Genomic DNA, 16,647 nt, shown 5'->3' with positions numbered 1-16,647 from the left:
CGCGCCGCAGCGAGTCAGGACGCCGACGCGGCACGCGTCGCGGCGGGTGCCTGCGTGGGATTCCGACGGCCCACAGTCCGGGACAACCGAACCACGATTATGCCGACGACCACGCCCACAGTCCACCCGGCCAGCACGTCCGTCGGCCAATGCGCGCCGAGATAGACCATCGCACAGCCGATCAGCGCGACACCCGTCGCGAGCAGTCCTATTGCGTACCGTCGACGCCCCACGCGCCACGGCACGACCGAGTACACGGCCACTGCGAGGGCCGCGGTCATCGCAGCAACGGTCGACGGCATGGAGAACGCCCCGACCTGAACCACCGCGAGATCCTCGGGAGGTCGAGGCCGCGCGATGATTTGCTTCAACACCCTGGCCGACGCTTGCGCAACCAGCACCGAGACACCGATCGTGATACCCGCCCGCCACCACCGCGTGGCGACCACCAGTCCCACGAACATCAGTCCCGCGAGCCCTATCGCCAGATCGCCGGTCCCGATATCCATCCCCCACCGCGCCACCGTGGTCAACACCGCCGTTCGATGCCCGCTGAAGAACCTGAGGATGTCCCGGTCCACATTCACGGTGCCCATCCTGCCCCAACACCTCCGGTGGAAGCGCCCTGAACTCACCACACCCGAACATGCGCATCTTCACTCGGTACTGCGGCGAAAAATGGATACGAGAAACGAGAGTCGACACCCAACTCGCCGGGGCTGTCGTTGCCGGCAGATCCCAAAAATGGTCGGGGTGACAGGATTTGAACCTGCGACCCTCCGCTCCCAAAGCGGATGCGCTACCAAGCTGCGCTACACCCCGAAACGGCCCCCGAAGGGGTGGAGAGCGGGTGACGGGAATCGAACCCGCACCATCAGCTTGGAAGTCTGACGGTGTGTAAGCTTTGACCTGCGAGTTTGTTGAAAAACCCCTGGTAGACGTACTTCTCGTCATACCTCGTTATGTGGGGTTATTCCACATCCCTCACACCAACCATCACACCAAAACCAGTCCGCCGAGGCCGCCACCTCACGGGCTGGGAGCACCAAGGAGCCACCCAAATGCCGAGTCACCGTGGCGAGGGCAAGATCCTCAAAGAGACGCGCAAGCGCAACGGCAAGGAGTACACCCTCTACGCCTGGTACATGGAGATCGGCGTCAAGCCGGATGGCACGCCCGACCGGATCGCCATCCGACGCAAGAACCGCAACGACCTGATCAAGGCCCGCCGTGAAGCGCTGGTGAAGCTCGAGCAGGGCGAGCCGCTGCGCAAGGACAACACGACCGTTGAGTCGTGGCTGCTGTATTGGCTGAAAGAGATCCAGAAACCCCGGCTGCGCCCACGCGCCTGGCACGGCGTGCAGTCAAACCTGAAGTGCAACGTCATCCCGCACGTCGGGCGACACAAGCTGCAAGACCTGGAGCCGCAGCATATCCGGTTCATGATCAAGGAGATCCTGAAGTCCGGTCGGTCACTGCGGACCGCCGAGATCGCCTACAACAATCTGAACAAAGCGATCAAGGACGCCATGAAGGAGCCGAATCTCGGCCTGAAGACGAACGTGCTCTTGATGGTCAACCGACCGAAGCCCAAGTCGAACAGCCAGGACACCGGCGCTCAGAAGGCGCTGCCCACCGGGCACGGCCGCCAACAGAAGCCACGCAAGGCCCTCACATCCTCCACTGCACGCGCGGTGATCAGCACGTCCGTCGAAGCTCGCGACCCGCTTGCGGTCCGCTGGGCCACGGCACTGCTGACCGGTGTCCGGCAGGGCGAATGCCTCGGCCTTACCCTCGATGCCCTGGACCTCGAAGAGGGGAAGTTCGACCTCTCGTGGGCGTTGCAGGAGATCCCACTTACCCGCAGGTCGGACGGGAAGCGCTGGACCGGCGACGTCTACCCGCTGGAGGCGTACGACACCGCAGCGGGATTCGAGATCCGGCCCCTGTACAAGGCGATGTGCCTGGTACGACCGAAGACGAACGACTCCCAGCGAATGACGCCGATCCCTGAACCGCTGCAGGTCCTGCTGCGCGCCCATGTCAAAGCCATGGCTCCGAACCCGTGGGGACTGCTGTTCGTTGCGCCTGCGGACCAGAAGCTCGTGAAGCCGGGCACGCCCATCCGTTCCAAGCTGGACGAGTTGCTGTGGGCCGAGGCGTTGAAGCGTGCCAGCGCACCGGATGTCGTGCTGCACGCGGCTCGACACACCACCGCCACACTGCTACTGGAAGCGGGCGTGCCGGAGGACGTGCGCATGGCGATCATGGGTCACAGCTCCGCCGCCGTACAGCGGGGATACGCGCACGCTGATATCGGGGTGAAGCGCGCCGGCCTCGCAGCACTGGACAACCTGATCGATGCCGAGGTGATCGACATCTGGGAGGAGGATCTGCCCGCGTTGGAGGCCGCACCGGGCGAGGTGATCGACGCCGAGTTCGATGAGGAGTTCAGCGAATTCGACGACAACTACGACGTCGAGAAGGCGGAACCATTCATGCAGCCGCGGACGGTGTCTTCGCCGGACGCTTGGCGAAGTCTCGTATTCCAGACCGCGTCCTGAGTCCGGCCGGGTCCGGGCGGCCATCGTGCAGCCCGGACCCGCTTGGCACCAAAGCTTTGCCTGGAAGCGCAGAAGCGCTGGGCGAGCGGACCGGGAGAGCGTCGAGAATGACGCAAAGGGGATGTGCGACAGGCGGAATCGACGGCCATTCGAGCCGCCGATTCGTCCGTGCGCGTACATCGCGCCAATAATCGCGCGGAAGGGTGCGCAGTGCTGCGGCGAGGATGGGAACCGCGACGCCAAGGTAGCTCGCAATTTGCATCGCATCGGTCGATACATCTTCGAGCAGATTGGCGAGCTTGGCCGGGGGCAGGATCCATTGTGTCGACAGGCACATTGCGTCCAGCTCCTCCCGGATTCCGAAGTTCGCATGGTCATGCTCGAGCTTCAGGTGCGCGAGCATGTGCACGACCTGGATCTGTTGGCGACGGGGAGACATCCGACTGTCGATAAGGATGGTGCGATCCTCGCTGATGTACCAGGACAATCCAGCGGGAAGCTCAGCAGCGGCAACGATCAGCCCAGGGAAATGGGTGCGCGCCAAGTGTTGATAGTCGGGCAATACGGCACCGTACACAGGGGTGTCCTCCATTGGGTGCGCACTGGCCCAGTAGCCGGTGCAGCGACGTCGTTTCGACCCAACCGCTGATCATGCGTTCGATAGCACCCGCCCGTTTTGGACAGCGAGGAGGACCGAATTGTCAGGATCCCCCGACAGCGGCGCGCTGGGGTGCGCCGCGCAGGTCAGGTGAGTTCGGCCATACATTTTGGCTATCAAGACAGCCGCAGGTAGCGGTGGAGACTTGGCACATGACCAGGTCGACGCGGCTATCCGCCGCGCCGAAGCGCGTGAAGCACTCAGATTCCTCCCAAAAGCCCAGGCCGCGACCATCTCGATCAAGTTGACCAGCCAATTGTCCGGCTGCTATCCACAATGTCCGAAGACATTGCCACGAATTAGCCGGACGATGCACTGTCCGGTTTGTGCGGGTCAAGCGTCCTACCCGACCAGCGTTCGCGTCAAACTTCTTAGCGTCACCTAATTTGTCCGCCCGACCAGCTCAGTAGAAGCGAGACCGATGGCTGCCAGCCTCAGATTTGGCACGTTCGTACGAGAGCGCCGCCGATACCTTGGGATTTCCCGCGAAGACCTCGCGAGGCGCACTCAATGGTCCAGAGCGACCATCGAGAAGATCGAGCAGAGCACGCGCCCTCCCACTGTCGACACGCTCATGGCATTATTCGACGCGCTCCTGATCCCGACGATGTACCGGGAACAGTTGTTCAGCCTCATGTACCCAGGCGCCATCCAGGAGATGTACGGCCCGCTCCCCGATGAGCCCTTCCCGAGTGACCTGATCGATCTCGGCAGCTACCCGTACCCCGCCGCGTTCCTGAAACTGCCGGAGGCGGATGTCATCGCAACCTCTCCATCGTGGCCGCTCACGCTTCCCGGCTTGGTCGCCGGGTCGAACCTCATCGAATGGGTCTTCACCGATCCGGACGCGCCTGAAATCCTGGCGGACTGGGAAACCTACGCACTGGGGCTGGCGCACAACATGCACATCACCGGGGCAACCCTGTTCGCGCCGGGCCGCTACGAAACCATCGCCGCGGTTTGCGCAGCAAGCCCCGAGTGGGACCGCTTGCTAGCCAAAGAGTTTCCCGCTCACTCAGTCCTCAACGAGACACTGCGAATCAACGCCCCCAGCTTCGGTGCCGAAGAGACATATCTGATTCGGATCGATCGCCCCGAGTTCCCACGGCGCCCCTGGTTCACCTATCGACTTGTACCGAAGCCACTCGCGCAGGCGGCTTAGTCAGCCTGCGCAGCTTGCGACTTCAAGAACGCGACGTAGGAACGCACCTTCTCGATGTCGTCAGCGGCCAGCCCGCCGACATAGATGGTCTGAGGCATGAGCCCCACCGGGACATCGGCCACGGCAGGGTCGAACCCTGCCGCAGCCAGCAGTTGGCGACGGTCCGCACCGGTCGTCTCCGCTATGCCCGACACCGTCTCCGGCGTCGTCCTCACCGGGAGGGTCTGCCCCCGAACCGTCTCGTATCCGAGTTCGAGCTGCCTCCACCGGGCTTCGCTGATCCCAGCCCTTTTGGCCGCCTCACGCTTGGACAGGCGGGCGCGTTCTCGCGCCTCCTGCACCAGTCGACCGAACTCCCATTGCTCCATAGTTCCTATAGTCTCGCCTGCGCAGTAGCGCGAAGTAAAGACGAAGCTTGCGAAGTCTGTGCGCACTGCGCACGCAGTGCGCACAGAACATCTAGGCATATCACATCTGAGCAGGACATACGCCCCATCATCCCTGATGATACCGGCGGTTTGTTCTGCGAAATCACTTCGCATAGGATCGTAGTGTCACCCCGACAAACGGGATGACGAACACGCCGTACCGTGCGCCGCCACGCACGCCGAGAGGAACCACCCCGTGTCCAAAAAGGCCGAACGCCACCCAATTCCGCTGAATCAACGTCTGGCACTCACTGTCCAGGAAGTCGCCGACACAACCGGATTCAGCTATCCGTTCATCGACCAACAGATCGCCGCAGGGAATCTCGCCGCGTGCGCGCCCGGAGGCAGCGGTCGCTCCAAGCGAGTCCGGCCCGCCGATGTCGATGCCTGGTTGCAGGCCACTCCCTGGGAACCACTGAGCGCCTGATCGCGCCCAAGCACGGATAGCCCTTGCTCGATATGAGGCGGCCGACGCCTCTCCGCCAAGAGATGAGCGTCGGCCTGGTGCACCCGAAAGGAACCACCCACAGATGCAGCACAACAGTACCATCCTCACCGACGCCATTGCCCACCTCAACGAGCGTGCGCCGCACGTCAACGGCACAACTCCGCAATGGAGCCTGAGCAACAAATGGCGCGGATTCGAGGTATTCGTCCACCTACCCGATGCGTACGCCGGGCTCGACGGAACCCGGACCGGCGGCAAGTACTACTGGTTCACTGTGGATGGCACCGAGGCGGTCGATGCAATCAACAACGCACTCGATCTGATCGACCGGCTCAATGCGCAGCTCAAGGCGAAGGTGGCGGCGGTATGAATGCTCGCAGCCGAGAACCGTTGTCCGCCAGTATCATCCACCTGTTCATCGCGGCACCGACCCTCATGTGCATCGGTCTGACGCTGCCGGCTCGCGTAAGAATGCGCGGATGACCGGCGTCGAGGTCACGGCCCTGGAGCCCGGTAGCTCCCGGTGGTCGCGCAAGATCACCGCGTCCAAGATCCCCGGCATCTTCAACGCCAGCAAATTCAGCTCACCCACCAAGGAGTTCCACCTCCTCCGTGGCGAGATCGCCCCAGACGGGCCGAGCGAGGCCACTGAGCGTGGCCAGGACTTCGAGGAGATCATTCTCCGCCGGTTCTTTCGCCGTCACCCCGAGCTACGCCAGCGCGGCACAAGGACATTCAGCCGTCCCGGCTTGGAGGAATGGGCAGCCGCGAACCCAGACGATATTGCCGTAAACGAGCACACCGGCGAGACGTTCGGAGTTGAGGCCAAGACCGACGGGCGCGGCGACTACCAATGGGGGCCGCCCGGCTCAACCGAAATCCCTCTCGGGTACTTCCTGCAAGTCCAGTGGCAAATGCACATGTCGGGGCTTCGCAAGACGTATGTGGTGTGCCTGGGACCGTTCTACGACGAGTCGGAGTACATCATCACCTACGACCCCGAGCTGGCGGCAGCGATCGAGGCCCACTGCGCCGAGTTCTACCGCAAGGCAATGGACCCGACCGGGGAGCCGCCGGACGTCGACGGGCACGGCGAGACCTACAACGCCATCCGCCGCACGCACCGCGATATCGAACGCGACTGGGACTGGGAAGTGTCGATCGAGACCGCCCGCGAATTCGAGGCCGCCGTTCTCGGGGTCGATGCCGCCGACGAAGCCCTCAACCTGGCCCGGTCCAAGCTACTGCGCGCCATGGGAAACGCGCGCCGCGCAGTGGTCGGACACGGGAAGAACGCCCAAACTGTCGCCACCCGCCAACCGACGAAAAACGGTGTGGCCCTTTATAAATTCCGCAAACCGATCGACTGGCACGCCGCCACGTTGCCGCCCCACCCGAAAGGAACCAACTGATGTCCCTTCGCACCCGTAAGCCCACCGGCAAGACCCCGTGGCCGTTCATCCTGGTCGAGGGCGGCGAGAAGACCGGAAAGTCCTGGGCCATGGCCGAACTCACCGCGAGCGACCGGATCGGCCGAGCATTCTGGCTCGACCTCGGCGAAGGCGCGGCCGACGAGTACGCCGCAATCCCCGGCGCGGACTACGAAGTGATCGAGCACAACGGCACTTACCGCGATATCTACGACCAGCTCACCGAAGTGCGGACCATCGCCGCGAAGGCCGCCGAGGCAGGCGAGCTGCCGGTAGCCCTGCTGATCGACTCCATGACCGCCGAGTGGGAGTTGCTCAAGGATTGGGTTTCCGAACGCGCCCGCGAGTCCAAGTACGCGAAGAAGCTGCTGCGCGACGACCCGAACGCCGAGATAAAACCGGCCATGAACCTGTGGAACGACGCCGCCGAGCGACACGGCCGCCTGATGCGACTGCTCATGACATTCCCGGGCATCGTCGTCGTGACCGCACGCGGCAAAGAGGTTGCAGCGCTGGACAACCAGGGCAAGCCGATTCCCGGCAGCAAGGACTACAAGGTCGAGGGACACAAGAATCTGGCATTCGACGCGTCCGCATGGGTCCGACTCTCCCGCGACACCGCGCCCCGTGTGATCGGAGTCCGGTCGGTGCACGCCGGTATCCGGCCCGGCGTCGACAAACCCGTCCCCGCACCTTCGTTCACCCTCGAATGGCTGATCTTCGACGTGCTGAAATGCCACCCGACCACAGCCAAGCCGCGCGAATACGTGCAGCTCACCCCAGACCAGGCACAGGAAGCCGGGCCTGTGCAGGAGAATTCCTCAGCCGCCCCGCTGCCTGTAGCCGACCGTGCAAGGGCTGCCGTCGGACGCCAGACCGCACGCCCGATCACCGAAGAGGACGAGCAGCGCGCCAACGTCATGCGGGCCACCATCGAACGCGCGGACGTCAACCGCGAAGAGTTGCAGGCGGTTTGGAAAGCAGCCGGGGATCTGCCTCAGGCTCTCGCCAACGACATCCGCGCCATGGCCACGGACAGAAGCAAAACCGTTGGAACAGCGGCGTGAAAACGTACACCATCCAACTGAATTGCGGCACCGACGCCGGATACCACCGCCACTACCGCCGAGACGAGCAACCGTGCGAACGGTGCCGCGAAGCACACAACGAGTCCGCCCGTAAACGGCGCAGGGAACGTCCGCGGCTGCATGGCCGGGGCAAGGTCGTGGTCATCGATGCGCACCTTTTCACCGGCATGTACCTCGACACAACACCGACCCGTCAGATCGAGATCGAAGCCGCTCTCGGCCGCGACAACGTGGACCGGCTCGTCGCCCAGTTCGATCGCGTGATCGCCAAGCGTGAGGCTGCCTGATGCAGCGAAACCGACTGGCGCACACAGATTCTGTTCCCACATGCCACAAACGTGCGCACCCGAGTCGGCAGTCCAGACAGAAGGGAACGGCCGAGCTATGGCCGTCTCCGAATTCGACCCAGTCGACGGTGTGAACCACATGGGCCACCTACCCCGCGTGGCCCGAACCGATGAAGTCAGCCGCCACACGCGCAACAACCCAGCGGCACAACCGCCCGTGCGCCGTCCCGACCAAGTCGCCGGGACGGCGTACGGCCAGCCATTCGCGCGGCAGCGCGCCGAAACCCCTCAGGCACACCACCATGACCATGCCCGCCCGCTATAAAGCAGAGCAGCCGTTCACCTACACAAGGGTGGAGGCCGGTGAACTGCCCGCCGAAGTACTCACTCCGCACGACCGTCGCGTACTGGTCCGCCAACTGGTCGCGGACGGATTCACCGACCTGGAGATCGCCTCGCGCACCCAGTGGACGCTCTTCACCGCCGCCCGTATCCGCGACTCGATCTTCCTGCGCCCGAACCACCCCACCGAAAGCGAGTACGCGGTATGACCTGGTTCAAGGTCGACGACAAGTTCTGGTCCAGCCCGGAGAGACTAGGCGCGAGCTTTGCGGCCATTGGGGTCTGGGCCACCGCCGGGAGCTACTGCGCGGACCAGCTCACTGACGGCGTCGTCTCGAAGAACGCGCAGAAAATGCTCCGAATCCGACCGAAAATCGCTCGAGAGTTGGTCGAAATCGGGCTGTGGCACGAGCACGACAACGGCGACTTTTCGTTCAAAAACTGGTCGAAATTCAACCCGTCCAAGGCCGAAGTCGAGACCCGACGCGAACGGCTCCGCGAAGCAGGACGCGCAGGTGGGAGGCGGTCCGGGCAATCCAGAAGGGAAGAGGTGAACGAACCGAACAGCGAACCGATCGCGAAGCATGATGCTTCGCCGAGGCTGAGCATCGTGCCGAGCACAAACGAAGCATCGCCCGTTGAACACCCGACCCGACCCGTACCAACTACTTCTGACGAAGTAGTTAGAGAGCCGCGCAAAAAGCGCGCGACCGCGCTCCCCGACGGCTGGATGCCCGGCTGGACCGTCATCGACGCCATGCGCGCCGAATGCCCCACCGTCGACCTCGAAGCCGAGCACCGCAAATTCGCGGACTACTGGCTCAGTAAAGGCGAACGCCGCGCCGACTGGACAGCCGCTTGGCGCAACTGGATCCGCCGCGCTGCCGAGACCCGCCGCTCGGCGACCACGGACCGCCCGGTCATGCCGAACGGCCACCGGCTCACCCCGGCCGAGATGAAATTCGCCCAAGCCGAAGCGCTCAAGTCGAACCCGAATCCGGAGATCCTGCGCGCCGCAGGACTTCCCGTCCCGCCATCCGCCAACCCGCAAGGCGCGCTGTCGAACTCCGGATCGTCCAGCGCGATCACCGCATAGGAGACTCGCCGTGTCCAGCAATCCCAGAGACACCGTGGTCGCGCTGCTCCAACTCGCGCAGAGCTACGACTCCCGGAACATCGACGCACTCATGGTCGATTCGTGGCTCGACGCCGCCAGGCGGGCACCCTGGACGCCCGAGGCAGCAGCCGAAGCCATCCGCGGCCACTACGCGGAGCAGACAGAGCGCATCATGCCCGGCCACGTCACCGCACGAATCCGTTCGGCGGCAAAGGCTCCGGGTTACGCTCCGGAATACCTGCCGGAACTTCCAGTCGCGCCACCAGCGTCCGAAGAGGCTCGGGCTGCGGCGCGGGCGCTGTTCGACGCGACGACCCGAACACACGAACCTCGGAAGCCTTTCGCACGGCGCAGGCGGGTTGTGGATGGATCGAATGGGGTTGCGTCCGGCCCGGATCCTGTTCCCGCGTTCTCAGCCGATTTAGCGGACATTCTGCGACGGCCACGGTTGCGCTCGGGCGAGCAACACACGACACGCCATACGACATGAGATACGACGTGCTATACGACCTGCTATATGACACGAGATACGGCGCGCTATACGCCACGAGATACGACACAAGAGATGGCGTGAGAGATGGTGCGCAGTATGGCGCGCAGTAAAGTTCGCAGACGGGTGGGGCATAGCGCCCATATGGGCCATATACGCCAACTTGACAATGCCCCTGACCGGGTAATATATGACACAGAACCGTTCTCGCAGGTCATGCGCAGCATTTGCGAAGTGAAGCATCGGCAGGTTAGTGTCATATCCGTTGCGCCGTACGGCCCCATAATCGAACGGTAGTGAGGCACAACAGTTTCCGGCCGCCAACGGGAACAAACCACCCGAAAGAGCCACCTCGGTCGACCGCCATCGACCGAGGTGGCCGGAACCACCACCCACAGGGGCAAACCCATGACGATTCATGTATTCGATTCCAGCGGTGAGGCATACGACCACAGCCAGTGGCGCGACGACATCACAGACGGAGACTTCCTATTCGTCCCGGCAGAGAACGTCGCCGGATGGCTTGAAAAGGCATGGCCGGTCGCTGCCACCGACGACGAGGGCGAATTCCACACCATCCATATCACCGCGCGCCACATGTTCGAGCAGCAGATCGCCGACGTCCGCGAAGCCTTCGCCAGATACATGGGTGAGGACTGGGCGTGGGACCTGAACGCCCTCTACGACAACAAGCTGTGGCAGCCCGCCGGCCTGTGACCACCGACGATCGGAAGCACCGCCGAATCAAAGCCGCGCTCCGCATCATCGACCAAACCCAACAGCCCCTCGGGCTGTTGTTCAACATCGACGACGAAGGCCACGAGTACGAGCACGATTTGCTCGACCTGGCCGACGACGCCGCCTGACCGCCGCCACGGTCACCACCAATCCGGCCGCCACCGGGCGCGAAAGGAGCCAAATCATGGCCAGCCAAACATTCACCGACACAGGCGAAACCACCTCCGAAGGACACCACATCTACCGTGCCGAAGGCCCCGTCACCGGAGCGTTCCAGGTCGCGTACGCGTGGCGCGAGAAACAACACGGCAGCGATATCGGCGGCTGGGTCCTGCGGATCAGCGGCAAGCGATTACACGTCAACCGCGTCGACTACACCGTCCACGTCGACCTGATTGTCGAGATCGCAAAAGGTTGCGGCGCCCCGCGCGATGGCGTCTACGCGGCACAATGGTGGCGGAAGTCCGACGGCGGTTGGGACGACTTCCCAACCGCCGCCGCCAGGGCGAAACTCAAGGCCCTAATCGCCCAGGTACTCGACACCGTGCACACGCCACATGCGTTGTGGGAGGCCAAGATTCGCCGCGAACAGAGCCAAATCGTCGAGCTTCAGGACGCACGCATCAAGTTCCTCGCCGAGAACGACGCAGCGATCGAAGCCGCAGCCCGTCGCCTCTCATTCCACCTCGACAACCCGGCCTGAACCGCCACCACACCGGGACCACGGGTCCGCCAGCCCGCGCCCCGGCGATCGAAAGGAACCACCCATGCGAGTCGAATTCGTCGACCCCGCAACCGATATCGACGCACACCACTTGTGCGACGACACCGGCGACTGCCCCACCTGCCACCCCGACCAGCTCACCAACGGCCCCCAATGCGGCTGCGCCTGGTGCACGAACCCGGACAACGAGCCCGCGGCTTGTGAATGTTCCGACTGCATCGAATCCGAACCCTCGGCCACGTGGATAGCCGCCCTGGAATCTGTCTACGGCGTCGATGCCAGCGACCACTTCACAGACCTCGACCGCGACTGGGACCTGCTGTGAACACATACACCAACACGATGGTCAAGGCCGCCGGTCTCACGCACGGCAAGGTCTCCAGCTACACCAGCGGATGCCGCTGCACCGAATGTCGAGAAGCGTTGCGACGCTATACCGCCGACCTACGCGCGCGCCGCCGTGCCCGACGAGTCATCGTCAAAGGTCGCCCGTTCGCCGCAGTCGATCAGAACGGCAACTACCTCCAGCACGGCACACCGTCGACATATCAGAACTGGGGATGCCGCTGCTTCTCCTGCCGCGTCGCCAAGGCCGCCGATCATGCACCCCTCCCAGAAAGAACTCTGAAGTGACCACACCGAACCTGCTCAAAGGTGTCGAGACGTTCATGGCCGCCGCCGAGCAGCCGATCCCGACCAAGCCCGCTGTCCCGCCAACCCGCATTCTCGCCGCCCGTCTGCTGATGCTGTTCGAGGAGTTCGACGAGTTGCTGATCGCACTCGGGATCGAAGCAGTCGACGTGGAGACAGCCCACGGTTCGCGCGATGGCGCGGAGTGGTTGGCCGGGCTGCTGGAAGACGGGTGGCGCACCGGAAAAGGGCCGGACCTCGTCGAGATGGTGGACGCGTTCCTCGACATGGCCGTAGTGGCGTACGGCGGAAGCCTGGAGACTGCCGGCCTGGCCGGAACCCACGCCGCCGCAGCGGAAGTCACCCGATCCAACCTCGCGAAGATCCTCCCGGACGGCACGTGCCTGAAGCGGGAGGACGGCAAGGTGCTCAAGCCCGAAGGCTGGACGCCTCCGGACATCGGCGGCGCATTGACCGCCATCCTCCGCGAATTCTCCTGAATCCCAATCCATTCCACCCCGAAAGGCGCCAACTCATGGCCAACGACACGGTGATCACCGTCATCGGCAATCTGACCGCCGACCCCGAACTCCGGTTCACCCCAGCAGGTGCGGCCGTCGCCAACTTCACCGTCGCGAGCACGCCGCGCGTGTTCGACCGGAACACCCAGGAATGGAAGGACGGCGATCCCCTGTTCCTGCGATGCAATCTGTGGCGGGAGGCAGCCGAGAACGTCGCCGAGTCACTGACCAGAGGTTCGCGCATCATCGTGACCGGCGCGTTGAAACAACGCAGCTACGAAACACGCGAAGGCGAAAAGAGGACAGTCGTCGAACTCGAGGTCGACGAGATAGGCCCGAGCTTGAAGTACGCCGTCGCGAAAGTCACCAAGACCACGCGCGGCGATGGTAGGAGCGGCGGCAATCGTCCGCAGCAGCGCGGCGGCGATGACCCGTGGGCCTCCAGCTCCGCTGAGGAAGCCCCGTTCTAACCGACGTGAACATGCTGGGTGGGCCGGAGAAGGGGATTCCGGCCCACCCAGCACCTCCATGCTCCCACGACGCACAGCGACCGTCCGGAAGGACACGAAACCTATGCCCGCCACCATGTTCGAGGTAGAAGAAGACCTCACGTTCGGCGATATCACCGCACGCCGTCGACCGCTCGGCATCAAACCCACGACAATCGCATCCGAGATCGCCAACGCCAACCTCGTCGTCGATTTCTGCTGGTTGGTCGATTGCGGTCTCTCATTCGAGACCATCGCCAAACGCCTCGGCTACACCGTCGACAGGCTCGAGGTCGCGCTCCGCCGGGCAGGGTTCATGTATCGCACTCCCGAACGACTCGCGGTCGAGCGACGTATCGACGCGCTGATCGCCAGAGGCCCCGGCTTCCGATTCTCCACCAGCGACATCGACATCCCTCATGCGCTCACGAGCACAGTGTCTCTCGTCATCCAGGCCGCCAATCGCCAGGGCCGTATCCGGATGGCCGAGCCTCCGAAGCTATCCAGTGCCCGTTCCGCCGCGATCTGGGAAGTGATCTGATGTCAGACATCCTGGACGTCCTGTACTCCCGCTGCGCCGAGGCCGCCGGAGAGGCGATCCTCACCGGGGAGAGCCACCCAACGCTGACCCTGACCACGGGCGAAGTGGCCGACTTGCTCATCCACATATCGACCGTCAATCGCCGGTTCCGCGACCTGATCACGGCCCGCAAAGCGCTCGACCATCGCGCGAATCAACTCCGGAAGGCTGCGACCGAGGCTGTGGGGTCATTCGAGCGGATCCGATCAACGCTCGACCATCCAGCCGCGCGTCACGGCCCGCAAACCCGCCTATGCTCGACCATCGCCGATACCGCCGCTGGAAAGCTCACCGCCGCAACCCTTCACACCGAAGGATCTCCGAAATGACCAACCCTCACATCGATCAGCCGCGGATTGTCGACGAGGCCGCTAACGCCGAGCGTATTGCCCTCGATCAGCAAATCCGGACCCTTACAGACAAGCTGTCGATGGGCGGCCCGTCGATCCGGCTCGAAGAACATCGACAGGGTTTGCTGAAGCTTCAGCAATTGCAGGAGGAGCGGGGCGACGCCTTCCGTCGATCGGTGGGCTGGACCGGAACTCGCCAGGTGTGACCAACTCCGCCTCGTGCGGAGTTCTGCCACTGCCGGGGTTGGCTGGCAGGATGCCCAGCTATGAGACATGCCTGGAGTGCCGCATTCGCCCTCTGCATGGCCGTCGCCGCATCTGCCCCTCTGGTCGGATGTTCGACAACCACTGACAGGCCGACGGCAACCAGCTCGTCGACGAAAACGGCCCCCACAACGACCGCCTTCCCGGAGCCGCCCCGCTACACCTACGAAATCCAGGGCCAGGAGATCCGCGTCGCAACTGTCAGCGCGGACCCCTCTGACCTGCTGAACACCTACAACAAGTTGGCGCGCACACTTCAGTCGACGTTAGCGGACGGTGGCTACTGGGTGCGGATCAACTGCGCCTCCAGCGGAACGGCGAAGGCGGACAATCGGCTTGCCAACGGAACGCTCGCGGTCGGCCAGCTCGGCAAGGCGCAGATCGGCGGTCTCGGCAAATTTGAGGGCGTCGTCTCCGGAACCCACTGCCCGTAAGTGCACGAGACGCTTGCGGCCCGACTCCAACTCTGCAACCGGCTACACAGGCCATAGCGTCTACGTCGTCCCTCGGATCACCTTCGACGGACGAGGCGACGACATCGGATTCGTCGAAATCGCCAACGATTTCGCCAGCATCGTCGAGCCGTACGACGCGTACCCGAACGAGGTGACCTTCTGATGCCCACCAAAACCCTCCGGACCAAACCGATCAACATCAAGGCAATCCAGTACACCGGCAACAACCTGCACGAAGTCAACGCGGAAATGCTGGGCCACAAGGCATATGGCAACACCCCGTGTACCCGCGCCTACCCAGGCGACCAGGCGTACCCCGCCGCCTACCACGACCCGAACATCACCGCTGAGGTGTGGAACTCCGCTCTCTCGCAATGGCTTCCACTCAAGTCGGGCGACTGGGTACTTCAAGGAACATCCGGCGAATTCTCGCCGACCTCAGCGGACACCATCGCCGACGCCTACGACGTCACCGCCGACTGACCCCGGTCCCGCCAGGCGCACCCGAACGAACCACCATCCCACCGGATGAGGAGACCTATGCCCGTGTCCGACTCCACCGTCGACGCAATCGAATCCATCCTGGAAGCCATCACCGACGCCGTCAGCGATCCCACTCCGCGCGGGCAAGGTCGGCTGCTGGTCCTGGCCCGCACGCTCAGCACGCTGGCCAACCTTGCCGCGGCATTGGAACTCACCGACCAACCAAAACTCGCTCCAGCCGCGGATGGTCCGGCCGTGATCGCTGCGCATCCCGATTTCCCTGCGTCCTGGCTCAAAGAATGCCGCAATGGCACCGTGCTTCGGTCCGAACTCCTCGAAACCATCTGGCACAAGGTCGATGGCTGGTGGTACACCACCGGCTCGGAGGTTGCGCTCGATAGTCTCGACGTGGCGGCGCAGGGGCCGTTCGCCGTTCTGACCGAACCCATGTAGGCCGGATATGAGTCTCATCGCCGAGCTGGGCCAACGCCAAATCACGAAGTCTTGTATCGCAAGCCGTTGGTCCGACTCGCTCCTGGACTCGCAACCGGGATGCGCTCGACCACATCGAGATTCACGCCCCTGACCCGGATCGCAGATGCATGACCATCCTGGCCGGAGACACCGTGTTCGTGGTCGCGCACGGCCACCAATGAACGACGAGGGGGACGCCGCAGCCGGGTCCACGCGGCGCGATCGATGGCTCTATCGCCGGTCGCGTCGTTCGTGAAGTCCCAGCGTCGGTCGAAGCTGACGAGGCGGCGACTGGACCTGAGCTGCAGCCCGTTCAATCACTGCATCGATCAAGAGTTTAGCTCGCGCTGCGCGCTTCTCCCGTTCGTCCGCACCGTTCGCCTGCGAGATCGACCGAGAGACCTGAATAATCTCGTTGCCGAGATCCTGCATTCGTGTGTCGCTCGTCAGTAACGCAATGCGCACCAGCGCACTGCGGGCCGAAGCTCGCGTTGTATGGGCCACCTTTGCCGCCGCTTGGCTAGCTTCGCCGTCGCCTTCCTGAAGTCGAAACCACCGGTCGTTCTCCGCTCTCCGGTACTCGATCGCTGCATCTCCAAAAGCGTTGTACGCGTTGAGTCGGTCCTGTCTTAGCTTCTCCACAAACCCTAGTGCAGCCGTCCGATCGGCACTCGCCCGTTGAAAGAAGAAGGTCGCAGCGGACCCGAGAAGTGTTCCCGCAACAGCAACCAAAGACGACAACACAGCACTCACACCGGGGAATACTAGACGTGCGGGAGGTTCCCAGGCCCGCACATCTGTTTGATGAAAGCTGTCGGCCCGCTGGTCGCTTCGTAGCTGCACGGCAGACGTCGGCACTTCGCACATCAGGCCTCGATGCGGGTCCCGGAATCACCGTCGGCGAAGCCTGACGGGGAGCTTGATCC

The 16,647-nt window shown here is 63.6% G+C and carries 27 protein-coding genes and 1 tRNA gene; 23 read left to right on the top strand and 5 right to left on the bottom strand.

The features are described from left to right. Positions 1–14: 14 nt before the first annotated feature. Both D5S18_RS28390 and D5S18_RS28385 read right to left on the bottom strand, forming a co-directional pair. Positions 15–596: a phosphatase PAP2 family protein gene (locus D5S18_RS28390; RefSeq protein WP_120044189.1), complete on the bottom strand. Its 582-nt coding sequence runs from the start codon at positions 594–596 to the stop codon at positions 15–17. 149 nt (positions 597–745) lie between these two features. After that, positions 746–822: transfer RNA gene (locus D5S18_RS28385), tRNA-Pro, on the bottom strand. 239 nt (positions 823–1,061) lie between these two features. Here D5S18_RS28385 and D5S18_RS28380 point away from each other — a divergent pair. Next, entirely contained in the window at positions 1,062–2,564 is a 1,503-nt protein-coding gene (locus D5S18_RS28380; RefSeq protein WP_158608011.1) for a tyrosine-type recombinase/integrase, read from the top strand. Here the strand turns inward: D5S18_RS28380 and D5S18_RS28375 are convergent. Next, entirely contained in the window at positions 2,497–3,126 is a 630-nt protein-coding gene (locus D5S18_RS28375) for an ImmA/IrrE family metallo-endopeptidase (RefSeq protein WP_158608010.1), read from the bottom strand. The two genes, D5S18_RS28380 and D5S18_RS28375, sit on opposite strands and share 68 nt — an antisense overlap. A 517-nt stretch (positions 3,127–3,643) precedes the next feature. Here D5S18_RS28375 and D5S18_RS28370 point away from each other — a divergent pair. Beyond that, positions 3,644–4,384, top strand: coding sequence for a helix-turn-helix domain-containing protein (locus D5S18_RS28370; protein ID WP_120044186.1), 741 nt, complete (start codon positions 3,644–3,646; stop codon positions 4,382–4,384). On the opposite strand, the gene D5S18_RS28365 is transcribed toward D5S18_RS28370, so the two are convergent. Further along, the gene (locus D5S18_RS28365) at positions 4,381–4,752 is read right to left on the bottom strand and encodes a helix-turn-helix domain-containing protein (protein WP_158608009.1); all 372 of its coding nucleotides are present in this window, start codon (positions 4,750–4,752) and stop codon (positions 4,381–4,383) included. The genes D5S18_RS28370 and D5S18_RS28365 overlap by 4 nt on opposite strands. Before the next feature lie 256 nt (positions 4,753–5,008). Between D5S18_RS28365 and D5S18_RS28360 the strand changes: the two genes are divergently transcribed. From D5S18_RS28360 to D5S18_RS28275, 21 genes are all read left to right on the top strand, one after another. Then, a complete protein-coding gene (locus tag D5S18_RS28360) occupies positions 5,009–5,239 on the top strand; it encodes an excisionase family DNA-binding protein (protein ID WP_120044184.1) in 231 nt (76 codons plus the stop codon). Between the two features lie 103 nt (positions 5,240–5,342). Further along, positions 5,343–5,630: a hypothetical protein gene (locus D5S18_RS28355; RefSeq protein WP_120044183.1), complete on the top strand. Its 288-nt coding sequence runs from the start codon at positions 5,343–5,345 to the stop codon at positions 5,628–5,630. A gap of 109 nt (positions 5,631–5,739) precedes the next feature. Continuing rightward, entirely contained in the window at positions 5,740–6,672 is a 933-nt protein-coding gene (locus D5S18_RS28350; protein ID WP_158608008.1) for a YqaJ viral recombinase family protein, read from the top strand. Positions 6,673–6,761: 89 nt separating this feature from the next. After that, positions 6,762–7,757, top strand: coding sequence for a P-loop NTPase family protein (locus D5S18_RS28345; RefSeq protein WP_239004056.1), 996 nt, complete (start codon positions 6,762–6,764; stop codon positions 7,755–7,757). Beyond that, on the top strand, positions 7,754–8,065 hold the full coding sequence (locus tag D5S18_RS28340; protein ID WP_120044180.1) for a hypothetical protein: 312 nt from the start codon (positions 7,754–7,756) through the stop codon (positions 8,063–8,065). The genes D5S18_RS28345 and D5S18_RS28340 overlap by 4 nt, the downstream gene beginning before the upstream one ends. Before the next feature lie 302 nt (positions 8,066–8,367). Next, positions 8,368–8,616, top strand: coding sequence for a hypothetical protein (locus tag D5S18_RS28335; RefSeq protein WP_120044179.1), 249 nt, complete (start codon positions 8,368–8,370; stop codon positions 8,614–8,616). After that, the gene (locus D5S18_RS34595; protein WP_147404241.1) at positions 8,613–9,503 is read left to right on the top strand and encodes a hypothetical protein; all 891 of its coding nucleotides are present in this window, start codon (positions 8,613–8,615) and stop codon (positions 9,501–9,503) included. Before D5S18_RS28335 ends, D5S18_RS34595 begins: the two co-directional genes overlap by 4 nt. 10 nt (positions 9,504–9,513) lie before the next feature. Beyond that, complete coding sequence (locus D5S18_RS34590; RefSeq protein WP_147404239.1) at positions 9,514–10,014, top strand: hypothetical protein; 501 nt, start codon at positions 9,514–9,516, stop codon at positions 10,012–10,014. 408 nt (positions 10,015–10,422) lie between these two features. Beyond that, the gene (locus tag D5S18_RS28325; protein ID WP_147404238.1) at positions 10,423–10,731 is read left to right on the top strand and encodes a hypothetical protein; all 309 of its coding nucleotides are present in this window, start codon (positions 10,423–10,425) and stop codon (positions 10,729–10,731) included. Beyond that, complete coding sequence (locus D5S18_RS35075) at positions 10,728–10,880, top strand: hypothetical protein (RefSeq protein ID WP_158608007.1); 153 nt, start codon at positions 10,728–10,730, stop codon at positions 10,878–10,880. The genes D5S18_RS28325 and D5S18_RS35075 overlap by 4 nt, the downstream gene beginning before the upstream one ends. A gap of 56 nt (positions 10,881–10,936) precedes the next feature. Beyond that, positions 10,937–11,455 (top strand): hypothetical protein, encoded by a 519-nt coding sequence (locus D5S18_RS28320; protein ID WP_120044176.1) that lies wholly within the window; start codon positions 10,937–10,939, stop codon positions 11,453–11,455. 64 nt (positions 11,456–11,519) lie between these two features. Continuing rightward, a complete protein-coding gene (locus D5S18_RS28315; protein ID WP_120044175.1) occupies positions 11,520–11,801 on the top strand; it encodes a hypothetical protein in 282 nt (93 codons plus the stop codon). Beyond that, entirely contained in the window at positions 11,798–12,109 is a 312-nt protein-coding gene (locus D5S18_RS35070; RefSeq protein ID WP_158608006.1) for a hypothetical protein, read from the top strand. Before D5S18_RS28315 ends, D5S18_RS35070 begins: the two co-directional genes overlap by 4 nt. Then, entirely contained in the window at positions 12,106–12,606 is a 501-nt protein-coding gene (locus tag D5S18_RS35065; RefSeq protein ID WP_158608005.1) for a hypothetical protein, read from the top strand. Before D5S18_RS35070 ends, D5S18_RS35065 begins: the two co-directional genes overlap by 4 nt. A 35-nt stretch (positions 12,607–12,641) precedes the next feature. After that, positions 12,642–13,097, top strand: a complete 456-nt coding sequence (locus D5S18_RS28305) for a single-stranded DNA-binding protein (protein WP_120044173.1) — start codon at positions 12,642–12,644, stop codon at positions 13,095–13,097. A 103-nt stretch (positions 13,098–13,200) separates the two neighbouring features. Continuing rightward, entirely contained in the window at positions 13,201–13,656 is a 456-nt protein-coding gene (locus D5S18_RS28300) for a hypothetical protein (protein ID WP_120044172.1), read from the top strand. Further along, a complete protein-coding gene (locus D5S18_RS28295; protein WP_120044171.1) occupies positions 13,656–14,024 on the top strand; it encodes a hypothetical protein in 369 nt (122 codons plus the stop codon). Before D5S18_RS28300 ends, D5S18_RS28295 begins: the two co-directional genes overlap by 1 nt. Further along, on the top strand, positions 14,021–14,251 hold the full coding sequence (locus tag D5S18_RS28290; protein WP_120044170.1) for a hypothetical protein: 231 nt from the start codon (positions 14,021–14,023) through the stop codon (positions 14,249–14,251). Before D5S18_RS28295 ends, D5S18_RS28290 begins: the two co-directional genes overlap by 4 nt. 60 nt (positions 14,252–14,311) lie before the next feature. Then, positions 14,312–14,743 (top strand): hypothetical protein, encoded by a 432-nt coding sequence (locus tag D5S18_RS28285; RefSeq protein WP_147404236.1) that lies wholly within the window; start codon positions 14,312–14,314, stop codon positions 14,741–14,743. Between the two features lie 183 nt (positions 14,744–14,926). Beyond that, complete coding sequence (locus D5S18_RS28280) at positions 14,927–15,247, top strand: hypothetical protein (RefSeq protein WP_120044168.1); 321 nt, start codon at positions 14,927–14,929, stop codon at positions 15,245–15,247. Between the two features lie 63 nt (positions 15,248–15,310). Next, complete coding sequence (locus D5S18_RS28275) at positions 15,311–15,700, top strand: hypothetical protein (protein WP_147404235.1); 390 nt, start codon at positions 15,311–15,313, stop codon at positions 15,698–15,700. Between the two features lie 252 nt (positions 15,701–15,952). Here the strand turns inward: D5S18_RS28275 and kilB are convergent, their stop codons facing one another. Further along, positions 15,953–16,474, bottom strand: a complete 522-nt coding sequence (kilB, locus tag D5S18_RS34585) for a plasmid transfer protein KilB (RefSeq protein WP_147404234.1) — start codon at positions 16,472–16,474, stop codon at positions 15,953–15,955. Between the last annotated feature and the right edge of the window lie 173 nt (positions 16,475–16,647).

Origin of the sequence: Nocardia panacis, from assembly GCF_003598715.1 — a bacterium.
In the GTDB taxonomy this organism is placed as follows: Bacteria; Actinomycetota; Actinomycetes; order Mycobacteriales; family Mycobacteriaceae; genus Nocardia; species Nocardia panacis.
This window is presented reverse-complemented; position numbering and strand designations above follow the sequence as displayed.

What these genes read in the sequence shown, in the direction of transcription:
- D5S18_RS28390 (WP_120044189.1), bottom strand. Translation starts at nt 596, where the DNA reads ATGGGCACCGTGAATGTGGACCGGGACATCCTCAGGTTCTTCAGCGGG.
- D5S18_RS28380 (WP_158608011.1), top strand. Translation starts at nt 1,062, where the DNA reads ATGCCGAGTCACCGTGGCGAGGGCAAGATCCTCAAAGAGACGCGCAAG.
- D5S18_RS28370 (WP_120044186.1), top strand. Translation starts at nt 3,644, where the DNA reads ATGGCTGCCAGCCTCAGATTTGGCACGTTCGTACGAGAGCGCCGCCGA.
- D5S18_RS28365 (WP_158608009.1), bottom strand. Translation starts at nt 4,752, where the DNA reads ATGGAGCAATGGGAGTTCGGTCGACTGGTGCAGGAGGCGCGAGAACGC.
- D5S18_RS28355 (WP_120044183.1), top strand. Translation starts at nt 5,343, where the DNA reads ATGCAGCACAACAGTACCATCCTCACCGACGCCATTGCCCACCTCAAC.
- D5S18_RS28350 (WP_158608008.1), top strand. Translation starts at nt 5,740, where the DNA reads ATGACCGGCGTCGAGGTCACGGCCCTGGAGCCCGGTAGCTCCCGGTGG.
- D5S18_RS28345 (WP_239004056.1), top strand. Translation starts at nt 6,762, where the DNA reads ATGGCCGAACTCACCGCGAGCGACCGGATCGGCCGAGCATTCTGGCTC.
- D5S18_RS28335 (WP_120044179.1), top strand. Translation starts at nt 8,368, where the DNA reads ATGACCATGCCCGCCCGCTATAAAGCAGAGCAGCCGTTCACCTACACA.
- D5S18_RS34595 (WP_147404241.1), top strand. Translation starts at nt 8,613, where the DNA reads ATGACCTGGTTCAAGGTCGACGACAAGTTCTGGTCCAGCCCGGAGAGA.
- D5S18_RS28325 (WP_147404238.1), top strand. Translation starts at nt 10,423, where the DNA reads ATGACGATTCATGTATTCGATTCCAGCGGTGAGGCATACGACCACAGC.
- D5S18_RS28320 (WP_120044176.1), top strand. Translation starts at nt 10,937, where the DNA reads ATGGCCAGCCAAACATTCACCGACACAGGCGAAACCACCTCCGAAGGA.
- D5S18_RS28315 (WP_120044175.1), top strand. Translation starts at nt 11,520, where the DNA reads ATGCGAGTCGAATTCGTCGACCCCGCAACCGATATCGACGCACACCAC.
- D5S18_RS28305 (WP_120044173.1), top strand. Translation starts at nt 12,642, where the DNA reads ATGGCCAACGACACGGTGATCACCGTCATCGGCAATCTGACCGCCGAC.
- D5S18_RS28300 (WP_120044172.1), top strand. Translation starts at nt 13,201, where the DNA reads ATGCCCGCCACCATGTTCGAGGTAGAAGAAGACCTCACGTTCGGCGAT.
- D5S18_RS28295 (WP_120044171.1), top strand. Translation starts at nt 13,656, where the DNA reads ATGTCAGACATCCTGGACGTCCTGTACTCCCGCTGCGCCGAGGCCGCC.
- D5S18_RS28290 (WP_120044170.1), top strand. Translation starts at nt 14,021, where the DNA reads ATGACCAACCCTCACATCGATCAGCCGCGGATTGTCGACGAGGCCGCT.
- D5S18_RS28285 (WP_147404236.1), top strand. Translation starts at nt 14,312, where the DNA reads ATGAGACATGCCTGGAGTGCCGCATTCGCCCTCTGCATGGCCGTCGCC.
- D5S18_RS28280 (WP_120044168.1), top strand. Translation starts at nt 14,927, where the DNA reads ATGCCCACCAAAACCCTCCGGACCAAACCGATCAACATCAAGGCAATC.